Source organism: Ktedonobacteraceae bacterium (genome assembly GCA_035653615.1).
Classification (GTDB): Bacteria; Chloroflexota; Ktedonobacteria; order Ktedonobacterales; family Ktedonobacteraceae; genus DASRBN01.
Genome location: DASRBN010000044.1, coordinates 190,796 through 210,876, shown reverse-complemented (window position 1 = coordinate 210,876; position 20,081 = coordinate 190,796). Strand labels below are relative to the sequence as shown.

General features: G+C 55.0%; 17 protein-coding genes. 6 read left to right on the top strand and 11 right to left on the bottom strand.

Annotation, left to right across the window (positions count from 1 at the left end; genetic code table 11):
- Positions 1 to 164 precede the first annotated feature (164 nt).
- The gene (locus VFA09_27825) at positions 165 to 1,748 is read left to right on the top strand and encodes an amino acid permease (protein HZU71116.1); all 1,584 of its coding nucleotides are present in this window, start codon (positions 165 to 167) and stop codon (positions 1,746 to 1,748) included.
- Positions 1,749 to 2,105: 357 nt separating this feature from the next.
- Here the strand turns inward: VFA09_27825 and VFA09_27820 are convergent, their stop codons facing one another.
- On the bottom strand, positions 2,106 to 2,813 hold the full coding sequence (locus VFA09_27820) for a hypothetical protein (GenBank protein ID HZU71115.1): 708 nt from the start codon (positions 2,811 to 2,813) through the stop codon (positions 2,106 to 2,108).
- Between the two features lie 141 nt (positions 2,814 to 2,954).
- On the opposite strand from VFA09_27820, the gene VFA09_27815 reads away from it, so the two are divergent.
- Entirely contained in the window at positions 2,955 to 4,094 is a 1,140-nt protein-coding gene (locus VFA09_27815) for a kelch repeat-containing protein (protein HZU71114.1), read from the top strand.
- A 111-nt stretch (positions 4,095 to 4,205) separates the two neighbouring features.
- On the opposite strand, the gene polX is transcribed toward VFA09_27815, so the two are convergent.
- Genes polX through VFA09_27800 form a run of 3 tightly spaced genes read right to left on the bottom strand, consistent with a single transcriptional unit; the run spans position 4,206 to position 7,304 of the window.
- Positions 4,206 to 5,969 carry a DNA polymerase/3'-5' exonuclease PolX gene (gene polX, locus VFA09_27810; GenBank protein HZU71113.1) on the bottom strand — a complete coding sequence of 588 codons (1,764 nt, stop codon included), beginning with the start codon at positions 5,967 to 5,969 and terminating at the stop codon, positions 4,206 to 4,208.
- Positions 5,970 to 6,006: 37 nt separating this feature from the next.
- Positions 6,007 to 6,474: a hypothetical protein gene (locus VFA09_27805; protein HZU71112.1), complete on the bottom strand. Its 468-nt coding sequence runs from the start codon at positions 6,472 to 6,474 to the stop codon at positions 6,007 to 6,009.
- Between the two features lie 17 nt (positions 6,475 to 6,491).
- Positions 6,492 to 7,304 carry a hypothetical protein gene (locus VFA09_27800; protein ID HZU71111.1) on the bottom strand — a complete coding sequence of 271 codons (813 nt, stop codon included), beginning with the start codon at positions 7,302 to 7,304 and terminating at the stop codon, positions 6,492 to 6,494.
- A 215-nt stretch (positions 7,305 to 7,519) separates the two neighbouring features.
- Between VFA09_27800 and VFA09_27795 the strand changes: the two genes are divergently transcribed.
- The 3 genes from VFA09_27795 to VFA09_27785 all read left to right on the top strand — a co-directional run bounded on the left by VFA09_27795 (position 7,520) and on the right by VFA09_27785 (position 9,446).
- Positions 7,520 to 8,458 carry a fumarylacetoacetate hydrolase family protein gene (locus VFA09_27795; protein ID HZU71110.1) on the top strand — a complete coding sequence of 313 codons (939 nt, stop codon included), beginning with the start codon at positions 7,520 to 7,522 and terminating at the stop codon, positions 8,456 to 8,458.
- Positions 8,459 to 8,463: 5 nt separating this feature from the next.
- The gene (locus tag VFA09_27790) at positions 8,464 to 8,817 is read left to right on the top strand and encodes a cupin domain-containing protein (protein HZU71109.1); all 354 of its coding nucleotides are present in this window, start codon (positions 8,464 to 8,466) and stop codon (positions 8,815 to 8,817) included.
- A 68-nt stretch (positions 8,818 to 8,885) separates the two neighbouring features.
- Positions 8,886 to 9,446, top strand: a complete 561-nt coding sequence (locus tag VFA09_27785; GenBank protein ID HZU71108.1) for a nuclear transport factor 2 family protein — start codon at positions 8,886 to 8,888, stop codon at positions 9,444 to 9,446.
- Between the two features lies 1 nt (position 9,447).
- Here the strand turns inward: VFA09_27785 and VFA09_27780 are convergent, their stop codons facing one another.
- The 7 genes from VFA09_27780 to VFA09_27750 form a co-directional block, all read right to left on the bottom strand.
- On the bottom strand, positions 9,448 to 10,131 hold the full coding sequence (locus VFA09_27780; protein ID HZU71107.1) for a YrzE family protein: 684 nt from the start codon (positions 10,129 to 10,131) through the stop codon (positions 9,448 to 9,450).
- Positions 10,132 to 10,148: 17 nt separating this feature from the next.
- The gene (gene lepB, locus VFA09_27775; protein ID HZU71106.1) at positions 10,149 to 10,745 is read right to left on the bottom strand and encodes a signal peptidase I; all 597 of its coding nucleotides are present in this window, start codon (positions 10,743 to 10,745) and stop codon (positions 10,149 to 10,151) included.
- 136 nt (positions 10,746 to 10,881) lie between these two features.
- Positions 10,882 to 12,747: a hypothetical protein gene (locus VFA09_27770; protein ID HZU71105.1), complete on the bottom strand. Its 1,866-nt coding sequence runs from the start codon at positions 12,745 to 12,747 to the stop codon at positions 10,882 to 10,884.
- 100 nt (positions 12,748 to 12,847) lie between these two features.
- Complete coding sequence (locus VFA09_27765) at positions 12,848 to 13,231, bottom strand: CBS domain-containing protein (protein ID HZU71104.1); 384 nt, start codon at positions 13,229 to 13,231, stop codon at positions 12,848 to 12,850.
- 185 nt (positions 13,232 to 13,416) lie between these two features.
- Positions 13,417 to 14,580, bottom strand: coding sequence for a hypothetical protein (locus VFA09_27760; GenBank protein HZU71103.1), 1,164 nt, complete (start codon positions 14,578 to 14,580; stop codon positions 13,417 to 13,419).
- Between the two features lie 285 nt (positions 14,581 to 14,865).
- The gene (locus VFA09_27755; GenBank protein HZU71102.1) at positions 14,866 to 17,073 is read right to left on the bottom strand and encodes a glycosyltransferase; all 2,208 of its coding nucleotides are present in this window, start codon (positions 17,071 to 17,073) and stop codon (positions 14,866 to 14,868) included.
- Complete coding sequence (locus VFA09_27750) at positions 17,070 to 18,461, bottom strand: oligosaccharide flippase family protein (GenBank protein ID HZU71101.1); 1,392 nt, start codon at positions 18,459 to 18,461, stop codon at positions 17,070 to 17,072. The genes VFA09_27755 and VFA09_27750 overlap by 4 nt, the downstream gene beginning before the upstream one ends.
- Before the next feature lie 205 nt (positions 18,462 to 18,666).
- Between VFA09_27750 and VFA09_27745 the strand changes: the two genes are divergently transcribed.
- Positions 18,667 to 20,073: an alkaline phosphatase family protein gene (locus VFA09_27745; GenBank protein ID HZU71100.1), complete on the top strand. Its 1,407-nt coding sequence runs from the start codon at positions 18,667 to 18,669 to the stop codon at positions 20,071 to 20,073.
- Positions 20,074 to 20,081: the final 8 nt, after the last annotated feature.

Below are 20,081 nucleotides of genomic sequence, written 5' to 3'. Positions count from 1 at the left end.
GCTGTTGTGTGGTCAATAAGGGCGTTCCACAAAGACCTCTCCAGGATATGCCTGCATTATGACCCTTACTAACCCCTTTTTATCGCTCGTCTTACTTAAAGAGGCGAGTGAAGCCGTTCTCTTTTGATTGATCATTGGAATCATCTCGAAGGAGGCTTTCTCACATGGCCCAAAGCGACCTATCTCAACAGCAGCAGGAGCGAGATGAGGCATTACTGGAAAAGTTTGGCTACCGGCAGGAACTGCGGCGCACGCTTGGTTTCCTCTCCAACTTCGCGGTTGCCTTTTCCTACATCTCCGTCTCCACCGGCACCTTCTCTCTCTTTTATCTCGGCATCCTGGCAGGAGGCCCGGCATTCTTCTGGACATGGCCCATTGTGGCCATCGGACAGTTCATCGTAGCGCTGAACTTCGCCGAACTGTCCTCGCATTTCCCCATCGCAGGCTCGATCTATCAATGGAGCAAGCGACTCTCCGGTCATAGCCTGGGCTGGTTCACCGGCTGGATTTATTTCTTTGCCGGCGTTCTCACCATCACGGCGGTTGCCTATACCGTGCCTATTCCTTTGCTGGCCATCTTCCCCAATATGCCTGCAAGTGTCCTGGGCATGCCCATCGCCGTCTTCATTGCGCTGGTCTCAATAATCGTCGGCACGATTATTAATGTCGCGGGCGTCAGGCTGGTAGCTTTCATCAATAATATCGGCGTAGCGGCGGAGATCATCGGCATGTTCCTGTTCGCGCTCGTGCTGCTGATCTTCTTCCATCACCAGTCACTCGGTTTCCTCTTCACGGGACCCGTCTCACCCATCCAGACCCCTGATAATCCGTGGACGCCTGGCTTCGGCACCAGCTACTTCGGCGCTTTCGCCGCGGCGCTGTTCATGTCCCTGTTCGTCATCTACGGCTTCGATACGGCGGGAACCCTGGGCGAAGAAACGAAAGACCCGCAGAGGAATGCGCCGCGCGGCGTGCTATGGGCGATTGGGCTTTCGATGATCGCCGGTGTCCTCTTCCTGGGCGGTACCATCCTTTCCATTCAAAATCCCGCCAAAATTGAGGCCATCGCCGCCGGAGCAAACTACACAAACACGCTGCCCGCGATTATTCAGGATGCGCTGGGTACCGCGTGGGGCAATGTCTACCTGGCGGTGGTCTTGGTAGCCGTGTGCGTCTGCACGCTGGCTATCCAATCCGCTACCATTCGCCTGATGTTCTCGATGGGCCGCGATGAGCGCCTGCCATTCGGCAAAGTCTGGGGAACAGTCAGCCCTGGGCTGCGCACTCCCCTGTGGGCGGGCATTGCTGTTGCGGTGCTCTCGGCTCTCCCATTCCTGTATAGCCAGGCCATCGGCGTTCTGGTCACCGGCGCGACAGGCATGATTTACCTCTCGTACTTCATGAACAATATCGCCTCTCTCCGCGCTCGCTTTAAAGGCTGGCCGCGCGTTCGCACGCCCTTTAGCCTGGGTGGATGGGGCATCCCGATCAATATACTGGCGCTAATCTACGGCGGTTTGATGCTCATCAACTTCCTGTGGTTCGGTGGGCTACGTAATACGTACACCAATCCGACGATGGGAGCGGCTTTCACTTCCTGGGCCAATATTCCTGTACTGGGTGGCACTCCCATCTTTGAGTTCTCGCTGGTTGTCCTCTTCGTCGTCGGCGGCATCTACTGGTACGGCTTCAAACGCCGCCAGGTCATCGCCAGTGGCGCTCAAGGAGCCGAGGCGCTGGCCGATTGATAGCGTGACCCGGCTCAAACAGTTGGGATAAGTGCGACACATAGTACAAAATAAAGCAATCTGGCATACAGTCATGAAACATGGTACAGTATTACTATAGGGAGAGGAATAGTATGCACATGTGGCGTCATCTCCTTCATGGGCATACTGCCTCACCCATAATTCCTCCTGCTGATTCCCCATTCCAGAATCAGGTAAGCCCACGTTGCCTGAAAAGTGCGCGAGGATTCTTCGCTGCGCTCAGAATGACATGCCCCGGACACAGCTGGCTGTGTCCGGGGCATGTCATTCTGAGCGCAGCGAAGAATCCCGCCCCACTTGTCCTCACCGCAAAAAACGCCGGAGAAAAAGTTCAGATTATCCTGTATACTTAAAGCTCCGCAATATTCCTAAAAACAGCGAGATATCCTGCTGCGCCTTTCCAGGAGCATATATTCCCGTATAGAAGGTAAATTGATGCTGCCCAAATTCGGCTACTGTGGTACGATCATATTCTCCACAATCTGGAGAGGTTCGATCATATAAATTAGCCTTCGTTCCGCTGATGGTAATAGGAGTTCTTTCTGCTATCCATGTAGGATCACTTGATGGATTGAATGGAGGGGTAGTAAGACCTATTGATATTTCAAACTCCTCAGGAGCACCACTTGCGTGTTCAAAAGGAAATGTACTCGCATCCGGTAATACTGCAACCTCGTAGTACGTATCCGAACCATCTGCGCTGCTGCCATTGAATGAGCCAGCCTTCCAGCCTGGGGGAATGGCAAACTGGAATGGAAAGCGTGTATCCCTATAGAGCTTCCATCCGGTGGTAGAAGCCGGTGCGACGCTAAACGTGGGACAAACGGTAACGATGGGTGTGGCTCGCGCGGTGGCGGTCAGGTTCGCGGAGCCAGGACCTTTTGGCGTGCCATCTACTTCCTGAAACGTGGGAGTCGCTGCTTTTTGGCCTATGCCTACGGCGCTGGTATCACATGCTGTAAGCAGCAGAGAGAGGGCCAGAAGGAGTAGAGCCGGTAATCCGACAAAACGAATAGTAGTGGAGCTTATGGGTAAATTGCCCACATATTATCCTTCTCAATTAGTCTTATAAAGTTGATTTTCAAAGTTACCTCTATTATTATACAGTTAAGCTCATGTTGGTGTCTACAGTTTTTTGTGCTGATCCAGCGCTGTTTAAAAAATAAAATATAGGAGCAAAAGCCCATGTACAAGCTCAAACCTGGATATGGTATCAATCGCATCCAACTAAATAACGCTGATCGAATAGAGCGGCAAGAAAGCAATACCGTTAAGCAGACACGTTTATTGCAAAAGCTTGCTCTAGCCATACTCCTTCCCGGTATGGCTTTCCTGGTAATTGCTTGCAGCACGGACACTCCAACAAACCAATCATCGCCTGCGGTCACGCCAACAGTGAAGACCCTGGCCAGCCCTACTCCTTCTTTGTCCGAGGTTACTCCAACAAGAGAGGCCAGCAGCATGGTATATGATCCAGGGATGGGGATGGACCTGCTCTTTGGTGGGACTGGCGCGCCTGCCGGGAAGCTGAATGATACCTGGGCCTGGAATGGCCAGACCTGGCTTGCCTTACATCCATCCACCTCACCTCCAGCACGCGACGGTGCCAGCATGGCCTATGATGCGGCGACCGGCACCGTGCTACTCTTTGGCGGTGTCAGCGACAGCGGCACCGACCTGGGTGATACCTGGACCTGGAATGGGCAGACCTGGACGCAGTTGTACCCCGCCAGCTCACCCGTCGCACGCGATGATGCCGCGATGGTCTATGAGGCGGCCAACCGGCAGGTGCTGCTCTTTGGCGGTGAGAGCCAGCAAGGCCATTTCTCGCCTGCCTTGAATGATACCTGGACCTGGGATGGCCACACCTGGACGCAGTTGCACCCGCCCACTTCGCCTCCGGCGCGCTTCGGGGCCAGCATGGCCTATGATGCGGCGACCGGGCAGGTCATTCTCTTTGGTGGGGGAGCAGGCAATTCTCTCAACGATACCTGGGCCTGGGATGGCCACACCTGGACGCAGCTACATTCCGCCAGCAGTCCGCCGGCCCGTATCCATGCTTGCATGGTTTATGACGCGGCGAGCCAGCAACTCGTCCTTTTTGGGGGCGAAGCTGCCAGCACGCAGTTGTCCGATACCTGGCTCTGGAATGGTACTACCTGGGTCGAGCAATCCGCCATGCCCGCTCCCAGCGGCGGCTACAATAGTGCTGCCTACGATGCTGCTCGCCAGTATATCCTTGTCCTGGCAACGACAGGAGATAAAGCTAATAGACAGGCCAAAACCTGGATATGGACGGGGAGCCAGTGGAAAAATCTTGATTAGGAATTTTAATGTATTCATCCGGTGGTCCACGCGGGCCGATTTATCGGCCCGCGTCCCTTGCCAAACTATTTTGTGAAATCCCATAATCAAGATGCTTCAACTAGTAAGTCCTCACTTGCGGCCCGTTCTTCTCTTCCTGAAATAATCCAGCAGTTCCTGCAACGGCATGGCATTCAGTACATCCTGGGGACGCAGCCAGCCTTTGCGCGCTATATTCACGCCGTATTTCAAGACATCCAGTCCATCGATGCTGTGCGCGTCGGGATCGATGGGGATTTTCATGCCCTTGTCGCGCGCGCGATGCAGGTAGCGCCAATCCAGGTCGAGTCGCGAGGGATGGGCGTTGATTTCGATGCTGACGTGATGTTCGGCGGCGGCATCGATGATCGCCTCTACATCCAGCGAGTAGCCCTCTCTGCCGAGCAGGATGCGTCCGGTCGGGTGGCCGATGATATCGACATAGGGGTTCGCGATGGCGCGCAGCATGCGCTGTGTTTGCTCTTCGGGCGAGAGATTGAACTGGCTGTGGATGGAGGCGACGACAAAATCCAGGCTCGCCAGCACATCGTCGGGAAAATCGAGCGAGCCATCGCGCAGGATATCGCATTCTGTCCCTTTGAGGATATGAATGCGACCCGCGAATTCTTCGTTCAGGCGGTCGATCTCCTCGCCCTGGCGGCGCAGGGCATCTTCATTCAGCCCGCCGGCATAGGCCGCGACTTTGCTATGGTCGCTCATGCCGAGATAGGTAAAGCCCCGCGCGATGCATGCCTCGGCCATCTCGCGAATGGTATTCTGTCCATCGCTCCAGACCGAATGCACGTGCAGTATGCCCTTAATATCGCTCATCTGCACCAGTCTGGGCAGCTTGTGCTGGATAGCAGCCTCGATCTCGCCCATATCTTCGCGCAACTCGGGTTCGATGTAGTCCATGCCCAGCGCGGCATAGATATCTGCCTCATCCTTGCACGGAATAAGCTCCAGGTTCGGCTCCTTGCCCTTGAAGAGGCCATAATCGTTGATGGTCATGTTCATGCTGAGCGCGCGCCGCCGCAGGGGGATGTGATGCTCTTTGGAGCCGGTGAAATGGTGCAGCGTGTAGGGGAACTGGCTGTCGTTGACGACGCGCAGGTCCATATTGATGCCGGATTTGAGAACCACGCTCGACTTTGTGTCGCCCTTGCCGGTGATCGCTTCGACCGAGGGCTGGCTGGTGAACACGTCCATGATCTTGCGCCGCACGTCAATGCCGGCGTCATCGGCCACGCTTGCCACCATGTCGATATCGCCAATCGTCTCGCGGCGGCGGCGCAGGCTTCCGCCAATCTCCAGGCGCACAATCTCCGGTATGGCCCTTAGCACCTTGTAGATGCGCTCCGCCTCTTCCTCGGCCACGGGATAGAGGAAACGACCGGAATGTTGCGCGAGAAAGGCCAGCCCTTGCAGGATGTTGTCCTGCGTCTTCTTGCCGAAGCCGGGCAGCGCGGCCACCTTCCCCTCTTTGCACGCCTGCTCCAGCTCGGCGATGCTGTTGACGTGCAACTGGGTGTAGATGGCGTTGATCTTCTTCGGCCCTACGCCCGGAATGCGCATCATTTCGAGCTTGATGGCGGGTGTAGTGGCAACCAGCTCGTCATACATCTCCATATGGCCGGTATTGACCAGCTCTTCGATGCGCTTGATGATCGTTGGCCCCAGTCCCGGCACGCCTTTCAGCTTGCCTTCGCGCACCAGCTGCTCGATATCACCGTCGAGCGCGTTCACAGAACGGGCCGCGTTCTGGTAAGCGCGTACCTCGAACGGGCTGGTTCCTTCCTTTAATTCCAGCAGCGTGCCAACCTCATCCAATACATTGGCAACCTGATTCTTATCCATCTCTTTCGCCTTTTACAAACATAGGGCAGGGACTGCCTCATGTTAATCGCATATCAAAAAATTCGGGTGGCTGCAAGGCGACTTCAAAAGGATTGCGCCCTTTGAGGTCACGATTGAGATATTTCTTGCAATCGAAATGTACCAGCAGCCAGCAATGCCAGTCATAGCTCACAAATACGGCGTCCCAGGGCTTTTCATTTCCCATATCCAGCACTTTGTTACAGACGAAGCAGCGGCCCATGCCTGCCGCCACCGCGCGCTCGAACCATTCATACACGAAGGCATGGAAATCTTCTAGCGTCATCATATCGAGGCTGGATTCGGGGTAGCCAAACAGGACGGGATCTGGGCATTCGCGAAAATCGCTCGCGGCACGGCTCAGAGCGATGATGGGCGCTTTGACTGTTACTTTGATTTCGTCGTGTTCCGGTTCGTCTCCCGACGTTATGACATCGTGCAGGAGCAGCCCTTCCCGCGCAAACCAGCTCAGTAGTTCATTTCGCATAGGTCTATGTTCCTGTTTTACATTCTTATCATATTTTCCGGTACCACCCACATATTGTTTGCATCCTCTTGCAAGAAGACCCTTCTTTTCCCATTTTCCTCAATCAGTACCGGCATGCGTGTGGGGACGTGTTGTGTCGTTGTCGATTCCAGGGCCTGCTTCACGCTGGAAAATGCGGCGAGGTCACGCAGCTGGTGGATGGTGGCAAAGACGAGCGGAAATTCGTTGCGCTCGAAACGCGCCAGGGCTTCAGAGGGCGCGATCCAGATGCCCTCGCTGGTTTCCAGGCGATCATGCGCGGCCTGCTGTTCCTCTGGTGCGGTGGTCACAAAGAAATAGGTATCGTAACGCTTGGGCATACCCTCGGGAGTAATCCAGTGCGCGAAATAGCCCAGCCTGTCGGTTGCCAGCACCAGGTTTTCGGCGCGCGCCATCTCTACCAGCGAGCCCTTACGCTCATTGAAAGCCTGGCGGTATGTCTCGAAACGCGCCATATTTTCATCGTTGAATGCCAGTATGCTTCCGCCCCTGTATGCAAGAAGGACGCCTGCTTCCTCGAACAATTCGCGGATGGCTGCTGCACGCACACCGCTGCCCGGCATAGTATGGCCTTCCGGGTCGGCGAGAGATTGCGCAACAGGCATGCTGACACCTACCTCAAGCTCGGCAGCGCGATCATCCGGCTGTACGGAACCACCGGGGAACACGTAGACATCCGGCATAAAATCGCTCTGGATGACGCGTCGCACCATAAATACTTCGATGCCATCTCCTGCTGCCGCGTCGCGCAATACCATTACCGCCGAGGCTATGCGAGGCTGAACCGCCATAGATTGTTCTCCATTCTTGTTTGACTTTGAAATACACCTTGCTGTTATCGTACCATATAGATAACAATTCTGAACAGAAGCTATTTCTGATGATTACCCAGAAGTGCGTAAGCGGACTGTGGGCTACTTCGCGTCAGGGATTCTGAGCGCAGCGAAGAATCCCGGCCAACTTCTGAATAATCACCAGGCTATTTACTGTAAGCAAGGAGGTCTTTATGAGACTGGCAAGCTTTTCTACGAGCGATATTCCGCAGGTGCGCCTGGGCATCGTGAAGGACAATGAAATCGTCGATGTTGACCTGGCGGCACGGGCGCTGAATGTGGCTCCATACGAACACATGCTTGACTTGCTCGATCATTATGAGCAAGGAATGCAGAGCCTGCACGCGATCCTGGAGAAAGCCGGCAACCGGCGCTTTAGCGAGGTCAAAACGTTCATCGATATTGGGGCCGCGCACGATTTGAGCAATGTGCAACTTGCGGCCCCTATTCCGCGCCCGCGCAGGAATATCATGTGCCTGGGTTGGAATTATGCCGAACACCGGCGGGAGACGGCGGCCATACGCGGCCAGGATGCCAGCTTGCCGGAATATCCTGTGATCTTCACCAAGGCTCCGACCACGGTCAATGCGCCATACGGCGACATCGTGATCGACCCGGCGGTCTCGGAGCAGATCGACTGGGAAGCCGAACTGGCGGTGATTATTGGCAAGGGCGGCAAGAATATTCGCGAGGAGGATGCTCTCTCGCACGTCTTTGGCTATACCGTTCTGAATGATGTCACCGCTCGCGACCTGCAATCGCGCCACAAGCAATTTTTCAAGGGCAAAAGCATTGATGGCTACTGCCCGATGGGGCCATGGGTCGTGACCGCCGATGAGATTCCTGACCCGCAGGAAGTGCATCTTTGCCTGCGCGTCAATGGCGTGACCAGGCAGGACGGCAATACCAACCAGATGATCTTTACCGTGAGCAGGATCATTGCCGATCTCTCGCTGGGCATGACGCTGGAGCCGGGCGATATCATTGCCACCGGCACGCCCAGCGGCGTAGGCTTTGCGCGCAACCCACCCGAGTATCTACACGATGGCGATGTGGTAGAAACCGAGATCGATGGCATTGGCACACTGCGAAACAGAGTTGTGAGGAAATAAACAATATGGACGCTTTTGAACTCTCCGAACTGGTTCATCAACACGGTCAATCGATTGACGCGTACCTGGAATTTTTGCGCGTTCCTGCCCTCAGTATGGGGCTGTACAAGCTCTCCGCTGGTGGAATCGATTTGCAAGAGCCACATACAGAAGATGAAGTCTACTATATCGTCAGCGGGCGCGGCGCCATCCAGGTAGGCGAGGAGAATCGAGCTGTGGAGCCGGGTACAATAGTCTTCGTGGGCGCGAACGTCGAACATCGCTTTCACTCGATCACCGAGGATTTGATGATCCTGGTCTTCTTCGCGCCGGCGGAATATACGCTGGCACCGGAGAACGAAAATATTGAGGAAGAGTGATGATGCCTCTCCTTCTCTGTCCTTATTCGTGTACATGGTAATGGTCAGATAGTAAGGAGGATATTGTATTGAACGCCACAGAGATAGTACAGACATTTATCACGGCCCTGCAATCCGGCGATATGGATATGGCAGCGCAATATATGATGGACGATTTTGTGTTCGAGGGCTGGACGCCACAGGCACTGGATAAGGGCGAATTTCTGGCCCTCCAAAGCGAGCTGCATGCCGCGATGCCCGATTATACCTTCAATCTGAGCGACACGCGTGAGGAAGATGGCATAGTGGATGCCTTCATACAGATATCGGGGACGCATACACAGACGCTGAGCCTGCCTATGTTTGGCGTGCCACTTGTTCCATACACGGGCATATCTGTCGAGCTGCCGCAAACGCGCACGCGCTTCACAGTGAGGGATGGGAAGGTAGCACGGATGCAGGTCGAGCCGCTGCCGGGAGGCGGTCTGAACGGCCTGCTCCAGCAGATCGATACCGAATTGCTGCCCTCACCCCAGGTTGGAGTGATCTACGAGGTTGCCCGCGACGAGCGCGAGCAGGAGATGGAGGCACATGGCGAATCGCCCCCATGGAGAGAGGCGGATACGATGACGGATAAAGACGCCGGTTAGCTCACTCTTCGTAGCCGGTATAAAATTCGTGATTGCGCGAGGCGATCCTTGCCCCCAGGTAGCTTACAGCTGCCGCTACCAGGGCCGTTACTGCCAGCAAGACCAGAGCGCCTAAGAACCCGCTCACGATACCGCCCGCTCCGCCATTAAAGCCGGGCGTAGTGGCATCGGGATATTGAGGAACCTGGTGGATAAGATAGTTGATGACAGAGGCGACGATGCCGGCCAGAAAACCGGCCAGAAAGCCCAGCCTGCGATCAACCGCGACTTTGCCCGTAATGAAGCCCGCGATAAAGTAGAACAGCAGGCTGATGAACGATGTCAGGCAAAAGAGGCCAACGAGCGTTCCGAGCTGGTTCAAGGTCATCTGGCCTTGAGGCACGTGTTTTACGCTGTTGTAAATGGGTGCGTTGAGAAGGGTCACGATGATGCCCTGTAGAGCGACGATAATGCCGGTGATGAAGCCAATGATCAGCGTATTGCGCGTCCTCCACGGGGGCAATTGAGGAGTATATGGCGCATTACGCTGGTGAAAGGGCGCGTGAGTCTGAAAGCGCGACCTGCGAGGGCTACCGGCGCCATGCTCCGATTCAAAGTCGTCGATCTCTGTTTCAGCGTCGAATGGTTCACGGCGCTTTCTGCCCTGTGGCTGGTGCAGGGGATATTCCGAATCCGAGTGAGCCATGGAGTCCTCGCTTTCTGTCACGAGCCGGGTTTGATTTGAGCATAAACCGACGAATAGGTGTTGATAAGCTGCCAATGGTTGCTCGGCCAGTAAACCATGACGGCTTTACCGATGATATCATCCCTGGGCAATAGACCCCAATCACGCGAATCATCGCTTGCAGGGCGATTATCGCCCATGACGAAATATTCATTAGCCGGAACATGCACCGTTTCGCCGATGAAGTTAACGGGCGCGCTGATGTATGGTTCCTTCAGCGTGACCCCATCCACCGTGACGGTCTTGCCGGTCAGTACCAGTGTATCACCTGGCAGGCCGATAACGCGTTTAATAAGATTTTTCGTCGTATCGCGCGGCCATTCAAAGACAATCACATCTCCGCGTTCAGGAGAATGGAAGAGGTAAGCGACTTTATTGACGAGTACGTATTCACCATTTTGCAGACCGGGTTGCATGCTGATGCCATCGACAAGGTAGTTCTGCACAGTGAAGTGAATGACAATGAAGATGAAGAGCGTCAGTGCGATGGTTTCAATTATCTCGCGTGCCACGTGTGACGAGTGTTTTTGTGAAGTATTTTTCTGTGTAGTGTTTCCCTGTGTTGTGCTTTTCAATTTGATCCTCTCAAGCCTCGGAATAGTGCTGCCTACATGATGCCTATTATAACTGAACGCCAGAATTGATTCCATTATCTAGGACTGCTGATTAGCCAGGTGCGTCGCGAGATTCTTCTGGATAATCACCAGTTCTTTATCCTCTGGGGAGATAGATCACGTATCCTTCCAGTGCCAGGCGCTGAAAAGCATTGCTGAACCGGGGGTCGCCGCGCATTCTGGCATCGAGGAGCCGTACCTGGGGACTGCCCTGCGGAAAGACGTAAGCAGGATGGGGAGCTGCTCTGACGATGGCGCGATAAGGGGCATAACGGTCGAAGCCGGGGTTAAGGTTATCATCGAGCGAACTGCAAATAATCTGCTCCTGACTTTGAAAAATGAGGCGATTGCAGGTCCAGTACTCAGAATAGATGCGCGTGGCATGAAGTTCGAGCAGATCCTGTGCCAGCGCGTTTTGTTGTGCATAGGCTGCTTGTGCCTCCGGAATCTGAGTAAAAGTACTGAATGTTCCCAGCACAAACATGAACAGGATGAGCAACAGTAAGCCCACTCGTACAAGCAAGCCGGTACCACTTTTCCAGTTTGCGAACAAACGCGACACATGCCCGTCACTCAATCCTTTCCACAACGGCCAGATTACCGCGGGCAGGGCAACGAGTATACATTCAAGGTAGCGGGCAGTCGGCGCGGGAAAGGTGGCGGCGACAGTGCTGAGAGCGTATAGCAAAATGGTGCCACCCGCGCTCATCAGTAGCATCAGGCGGCAGAACTGGCGTATCACCTGTTGCCGCTCCTCAAATGACCAGTTCGGGTTCAGCAACAAGGCGCCCCTGCGCCCGCGCCAGATCGCAGCCACCGCAAAACATGTGGCAATTGTCCACAAAATCAAGTAGCCGAGACTCCAACCGGTCTGGAGAACGATGCAAGACACGTCTGGCGTCCCAAAGTAGGGGAAAGCCTGCGTCGGGCAGAGCGGATTAAACCCGGTTGCGTCCGGCAGGCTGATCATCAGCGTGCCAACGATCTGCTGTAAGAATGGAAGATGCAACTGGGAGCCAGAACGATCAATGCTGAACAAAACCACGAGTGAATTCTGCTGTATTGGCGCGGTCACATTGTAATAAATGAGGGGAAAAGCGCCGATCACAATACCCAACAACAGGCAAAGACCTGCCCATGAGCGAAGTTCGCGACGGCAGAACAGGAGTAAAAGCATGGCAGCGGTGGCGAGAAAAGGCAAGATCAGGAAATCGACCCAGAGCGCAAGACCCACCACCAGGCCCAGAACGCCGTAAATAAAGATGCGCCGCGCAGTAGTCCGATTATCGGTTCCGATCATCGATTCCCACGAGGCCGATAAATCGGCGCTGCCCGCGATAAATCGGGGCCTACGGCGGAGCCGTAGGGGCCGGTTCACCGTGCCCAGCGCCGATTTATCGGCTTCGTGGGGTTGTTCGATTTGTTCGTTAATCTTACGCGAGTCTTTTTCGTTGGAAGAATGATATGAGAGAACCAGCCAGGAGACGACGAAGCTGATGAAAGCCGCAAAGAAGAGCGTCTCCGGGTATTCACCAACTGCTTTGACTTGCCGTGTGATGATTTCCGCTGAACCAAAACAGAACAGTACGAGAGTAAAGAGGGCAAGTTTCCGCGTATAGAGCAAGCGGGTAAGATAATACATGCAGATGACAAAAAGCGGATAGAATGGCAAAAGGCCGAGTCGCAAGGTGAAGGTCGAGGGGCCGAAGAGATGAAATAACGGGGCGGCGATATAGCCCTCCAGTGGACCCAGGTAGGGCAGACCATAGAAGAAAATGGGCCATTCGCCATTATAGGCGATATGGCGCGCCAGGATGCCCATATTGGCTTCATCGCTATTGGTCACCGGCCAGTTATAAGAAATGAGGATAAAGCGCATCAGCGTGGCGAGGAAAATGAGCGCAAGAACACAGAACATTTCCCTGCTGATGCGCCGGTGTTTTCTACTCACAGGGTACGGCATACGGATTGCTGACTTTTTCTCCTTTACCTTATCCATCAAGGTATGAACGAATAAAGCGGGAAAAAAGTCTCATAAGGGGACAGAAAGATTGCTACGTGGACTACCACTGGCGAATGATCAGGTGGCCTTGCGCGACAGCGTGAACGATATCGGCGCGGCTGACGATACCTACCAGTTTGCCATTCTCTACAACCGGGACACGCTTGATCTTGCGTTCGGTGAGGAGCATGGCAATCTCGCTGACGGGCGTCTCCTCGTTAACGACCAGCAGCTCGTGGCTCATAATATCGCCAACACGCAATCCATCGCGGTTGACTTTGCTGATAATGTCGGCCTCGGTAATAATACCGATCAGCTTGCCATCAGCATCAACTACGGGCGCGCCACTGATACGGTGGCTGTAAAGCAGTTGCGCCGCTTCCTGCGCGCTGGCCTCCGGCTGGATGGTACATACCTTGCGGGTCATAATGTCTCTTGCAATCATCGGGCACGCTCCTTTGGGTGCTGGTGAAAGAACAGGGACAGCAAAAAACCATCTCTCTATATGATAACATACTATGAGCGATATTCTAAGGGACTTTTTGCTTCTTCCAACTATGGGACGGGTGGGCGGAGCAAGCTTCCCCACCACCCATCCATCGCTATCCCCGCCCCTACTGGTGTATCCGGTTAGCAGTAGAACTCGATCAGTGCCTGCGGGCTGCCGACTTGCGTCGTCAAATTATCTCCAACGGCCCAGACGGTATTATCGTTGTAAGCGGCAACTGCGAAGAGGTCATTTTCGTAGGAGCCGACATTGGGACTGGGTACAACACTCCAGGTTGTACCGTTGAAGTATTCTATCAGCGTCTGATTCGTTACCGTGCTGCCGTTGTAGAAGCCGATGGCCCAGGCATTGTTGGCATCGGGGGAGCTTACGCTATACAACATGCTGTTATATGAACCGCCGTTAGGACTGGAGACAACAGTCCAGTTGCTGCCATCCCATTGCTCGATCAGCGTATTGACATAGTCGCCGTTTCCATAATAGCCCACGGCCAGGAACCGGGTCGTGCCGCCGATGAGCGTGATAGACTGCAACCAGTTGCTCTCGTTGCCCTGATTGGGGCTTTGCATAACACTCCAATTGGTACCATCATAATGCAGGATGAGTGACTGGAAGGTTGTGGTATCGACGCCGAGATTCTCATATTCGCCCACAGCATAAATATCACCGGCTGCATCTCCCGCCACGCCGTTGAGGTAGTTCAGCTCTGTCCCCACATTGGGGCTGGAGACAATACTCCAGCCTGTGCCGTTCCAGTTTTCGATAAGCGTCTGCGAAGCGTTGGTGCCGGAATATCCAACGGCCCAGACATCGGTCGAAGAGATTACCGTTACGGCGTTCAGCCGGTTGCTGGTTCCCGCGATATTGGGGCTGGCGATGATAGTCCAGCTTGTGCCGTCCCAGTGTTCAATCAATGTCGCATCCAGGCCACCCGTATTCTCATAGCCCACGGCCCAGATGTCGTTCGCGGCAGCAGCGGCAACGCCATCGAGGACATCCAGTTCGGATGCCGGGCTGTTGGGACTGGGAACAACCTGCCAGCCTGTGCCGTTCCATTGCTCGATTAGCGTCGAATTGTTATTATCGCCAACAGCCCAGGCCGTGTTTGCATCCACAGCTGCAACCGCCAGCAAGCTGTTGTTGCCATTGACGGGTGCAGGCGCCTGATCTGACCACGAACCGCACGAAGCCGATGCGACCGGGATTTTGCCACGTATCAGGAATACGCCTATCACTATGGCCGCAGCCAGGGGTATAAGTAGTAGCAGACGTAATATTCTCGACATAGGTTCTCTCCGCACTGTGCCGGTAAGAATTGATGATTGATAACCTGAACATCCATGCTGATGATAGGGGGTAATGCGTAATAAAAAAGTTGAGAATATGTTAAGAGTTTGTGGAGGAATCAAGCGGGGTGTTATAAAATTGCACTCAACAGTAACTTGTCTGTGCCCTATAACGAGCAATATCGGCCCTGTCATTCTGAGCGCAGCGAAGAATCTGCCTTCGTGGTCGCAGGGATTCTTCGCTGCGCTCAGAATGACAGGATCGATTGGGCTGGTGAAAATTCATCAGGGGTTGCCAAAGCGCATTACACCCCCTTTTGTCCCGGCCAGCTCCTGGTAGATCTTCAAGAGGCGCTGCACATAGTGACCCCAACCGCCCACGGCATCCAGAGCCAGCGCTTCCTGTTCTGAAAGCCTGTAATCGAGTGTTTGTGCGGCGATCATTGCCTGGGTCAGTGAATCACGACTGCCCGCTTCATAGAGGACGCTGGCGCGTGGTGGCAGCATACCGCGAAAACGTGGCAGGTTGGGTGCAATTACGACGCGTTCAAAAGAGAGTCCCAGCATGGCCATCTCCAGCATCCCGGCGCTATGAATGGCGAAATGGGGCAGCACCAGGGCATCAGCTGCCCCCATGTAAAGAGCAATATCCTCTTTGGAAGGCTCTGCCAGGTGCAGGTGAATGGCGGAATTATGCGCCGCCAGTTTCAAGATACGCCCGGGCATTCTTGTATCAACCGGGCGCCCCACGAGCAGTAGTTGCGGCTCCCCGTGCGCAGGTGATGCTTTATCTCGAACATGTGATCGATCTGACCGACCGGTCATCTCAGAAAATGCTGAGAGCAGGTAGAGCAGTTCGCGCTCAGTTTGCATCGAAGCCAGGCACAGGTAGGCAAAACCGGCGTTGACAGGGAAGTCGAGTCGCAAACGAGCTGTTGCGCGGATGGGAGCGAATGGATAATAACCGCGAAAGCCGGGATGAGGCAGGCAACGCGCGCGCCGGCGCAGCGTTTTATCGCGGTAGAGCTGATCCGGCTGGCGTGTATATGCTATGATCGCGTCGCTGGCATACATGAGCTTGCGTTCGAGCAGGCGAGGCGAGTGAAAGCGCAGCCCATGCGTACTCTGCCACCAGCCCCCGGCATCCGTTGTAACAATGCGTATTCCCCACTGGTGCGCCAGCCAGAGACGAAACCAGAGCCTTTTTCGCTGCCGGTATGCCAGGCGCAGCGCTCCTGGACGGTAAAAGTGTATGATGCCCAGCGCTTGCTCTTCGGAAGCGCGATGCTGCCAGAGCCATGAAAGCGGAATCTCAGCGCCTTGAATAAGACTTTCGATATCCTGAGCAGACAGCGCTTGCACGAATACATCCGCGGTCGGGTCTGGCGTGGTTGAGCGAATGAATAGCACAGCGGGCGTCGTGAATGCTGCCGGGGCGCGCATGAGGAATGCCAGATGTTGCTGCAGGCGTCCCCTGCTGCGAGCCTGGTCCATGGTGGCGAGCAGCCGCTCGCTCGATGGCCGCCCCGCCAGGCGCAGCAGGGGACGATGTATCAGGCCGAGAAACGCTATTGCGCGCACATCACACAGGGCAGCTCGCAGCAAAGCGCCCGCTTTGCGATAGCTAGCGTCCCTGTAGTGCGCCAGCACCTCGGATCGCCCCTGCCAGTATGCGCGCCCGGTAAAGAACGCACGAACCAGCCGCGGCGCGGTTACTCGATGCATCACAACGGCCTCTGGCTCATACCAGAGCGTGCAGCCGGCGGAGCGCAGGCGGCGGCAGAGGTCCGCGACTTCCGCATCGCCTGGAAGATGCATACGCTTGCTCAGAAACGGTGTGAAGTTGCCGGCGGCCCGCAGCGCTTCGATCTTTACTGAGAAGCCACAACCGCTAAAATTTTGCGTTTCAGCCAGTTGCACGCGTTCGCTCGCCGGGGCAAAGTATCCCAGCATCTCGAGCATATCATCGCAGAGCCAGTGGGGGCGTTTCGCCTCCCAACGCAGCTCGACACGCGCGCCAATAGCGCAGGCGCCGGTAGCTTCGTATGCCGCCCGCAGTCGCGCAAGAAAATATGGGTCTGCCACAGCGTCATCATCGAGAAAAACGGCTATTTCGCCTGATGCCGCTAATAATCCGGTGTTGCGCGCATAGGCCAGGCCATTCTGCGGCTCAACCAGGCATTGCACCCTCCAACTATGGTCAGGCGATTGCTTTGTCCGCGCACCGGCATCTACATAAGCGCGCACCGCGTTAAGCGTGCCATCGCCGGAGCCATTGTCTATCACAATAACTTCAAATTCATCGTAGGCAAGCGTTTGACGACGCAGGCTAGCCAATGTGGTGAGAACCAGGTTGCGGCGATTGTAGGTGCAGAGAATCACGCTGAAATAAGGAGATTTTCGGGCTACGGGCGCTTCTCGCTCATGCCTATGTTCCGCGCTCGCGCGATCAGACTTGCGCGTATTGAGGCGCGATCTTTGCCGTGTACTCACCGGCGCACCTCCAGCATACACCTGCGACAGAGGATTATTGAGCAGGTGGCATATATGACCTGGGCAGCGGCGCTTGCAAGTGCCGCGCCGGGAACTCCCCAGATGGCGATGCATGGGAAAGCCAGGACGAGGTTGAGAATTGCTGCCGCCGCGCCCGGCCAGACCTGCGCCCACTTGCGACCCGAGGAGGCGAGGCGGGTGATGCTGGTTGTCGCGATACTGCCCAGCGCAGCGGAGATGAGCAGGATGCGGAAAGGTGTGACCGCCGGCAGGTAGGCAGCTCCAAAGCAGAATGTGATGATATTGGGACTATATATAAACATCAGGATAGCTATGGGGAGAGCGAGCAGCGCGGTATAGACCGTCGTTTTGATCCATGCTTCGGTCGCATTCAAATAATGCTGGCCGGGAACATAGCGCAGGAGGAATGGCAACAGGCAGCTTGAGAGCAGCACGGGAGGGATGTTCATGAAGGCGGTACTTAGCATTGAACTGAGCATGTAGAAGCCGAGTTCAGCGGCACTGTACCCATGTCCCAGAAGGAGCAGTTCGCAAGGCTGCCAGACGATGCCATCCAGGATGAAGAGCAGCAGTGAGTTGCTCAGCCCCTGTGTGAGGCGCTGCTTCAGAAGCGGACCGGGCGCAAGCGATTCTTTGAGCGGCAGCAAGCGTATGATGTAGAGCAACGCGATGGTGAGCATAAAAAGATTCGCCGCAGCGGAGGCAAGCAAAAAAAATGCTGCCAGCGTTTGCCCGGTGTCCAGGTATGGCCAATCGCCGGTAGCCCTCGTTGTCGCTCCTGCAGTTGCAATGGTTATTCCACTGCCCGGCAACTGCGTATAAATGGCCCACAAAACGAGCAGCAGCAGAACGATTGCGCCTACAAGCTGGATAGCTGCCAGCAGGTCGTAACAGCGCAGGCTGCGCAGGGTAATGCTGGCTACCCCGTTCAAAAGCAGAGGGGGAACCGCTAAGCCTGCCATGAGCAGCAGGAAGCCAGGCGCATTGCCGCCAAAAAAACGCGAAAATGGAAGAACCAGCAAGAGGTAGGCCAGGCAATAGAGCAGAATTTTACGATAGTGATGTCGCCACACAAAGTAGAAGATTCCGGCCATTAACCGCGGCGATTCGCGGCTCGCAATATCGCTGGTGTAGCGGGCAGTAAGCGCGGACATGCCGATGCCGGTGACAGGTGCCGCGACGGTCGCGAGCCAGCGAATAAAAGAGTAACTGCCGAAGGCCGTCGGCCCTAGCGAGCGCGCAATCAGAGCCGTTGAGCAGAAGCCGAGCAAGGTAGCGCAGCCGACGATACATAAACGCGCGGCACCCGGTCGGACAACACCTGACTTTTTCGCAAAAGAGAGTGTTTTTGAATGTTGTAACAGCATATTCCCCTCCAGCCCCACATATCCACCTGTTCGTACATACATACGTTTACATACACATTCATATGCCTCTCCTGATAGCATCTTCATAGTACAGTATGACATAGCGTGACAAATTGATAAGTATGATATCTGTTGCTCATTATCATATATGGTAGGAGCCTGCTCATTTAGCTGAAGCGGATGTTGATTGAAGGGGGACTGTGGAATGACAAAAGTTGTGATGCTTGGAATCAGTGGATTGGACCCCGACCTTTTGCGCGTATATGGATCATCATTGCCCGCTATGCGACACTTGATGCTGGAATCGCCATTTCTAGAATGTCGATCCAGTTTTCCCCCTGTGCCTGTTTCAGCCTGGGCCACCATCTATACAGGACGAAATCCCGCCAATCATGGCATCTCAGGGATGAACAACAGGGAAGACTTCGAGAATAGGGAGCATGCAGCATTACCGGAACAAAGCATAGTCGAGGGTGAAACATTCTGGGATATGGCAAGACGCGCGGGCAAGCGAGTCTTCGCAAACACGGAGATAGGCAGAAATCAGGAAGATTTGTCTATAATCTCTTTGCTACGAAAGCCGGATGATTTCTGCCGGGTGCTCTATGAAAGGACCTCAGAGCAGGCGGCCAGGAGTCTGAAGTTGTTGAAACGCGAGCCATGGGACCTCTTTTTCTTGCGGTTCGATGCGCTGGATTACGTACAACACCTGTTGTGGCGCTATAGCGACCCGGCTGATCCTGGCTATCCCGGTAGCACTGCATACGCGCATCTTATCGCGGATTTTTATGCTCTGTTCGACCGCATCACCAATAGCTTTAGAGCGGCCCTTGGCCAGGAATGCGTGCTGGTGATAGCGAGCGGCTACGGGTTTGGAAGACGCTGCATACGACGCCTGCAGGTCAATGAATGGCTGCGCGGCCGGCAACTCCTGGCGCCTCGCTCAAGGTCACAGAGCTGGCTCAACCGGCGTTACCTGGCGAGGCGGAGAAATATACGACCGGCTGCATTATTCACACACTTGCAATTATGGGGTGGGATGCCGGAAAGCACGTCCTCCCTGACAAGCCGTAGGGACGTACATCACAAGCTTTCCGAGGTCCTTGTCGAGAAAACGGTTGCGCGTCTGGCGGACCTTGCCGGTACCAGTCCTTTTGGTGGGATCAGGCTGAATCGCGCGTGTATCGAGCAAAGCAAGCACACATATGAACAGGTACGCATGGCGCTGCTGGAAGATCTGACGCAATTGCGGGTAAAAGGGCAGCGCATCGTCAACTGGGTAAAGACGCGTGAGGATGTCTACAGCGGCAAATTTCTTGAGCGCTTCCCAGATATTCTTTTTGAGCTACGCAGCGATTTCGGCGTGGATACACAATTGTATGTCCCGCTCGTGACGCAGGAACCACTCCGCCGCTTTATTTCGGGCGAGCGCACGATGAGCGGAGTTTTGTTACTGGGAAATCTGCCTGAAAGAGCACGGGTACGCGATGACGTGCGAGAACCTTCGGGGGAGGATGTCGCTCCCACGATCCTCAGTTTGCTGGATATAGCCAGCGCCAATCTTGATGGAAAGGCGCTTATTGAGCTACAACCGGCGAACATCATACCATGAGAAAAGGC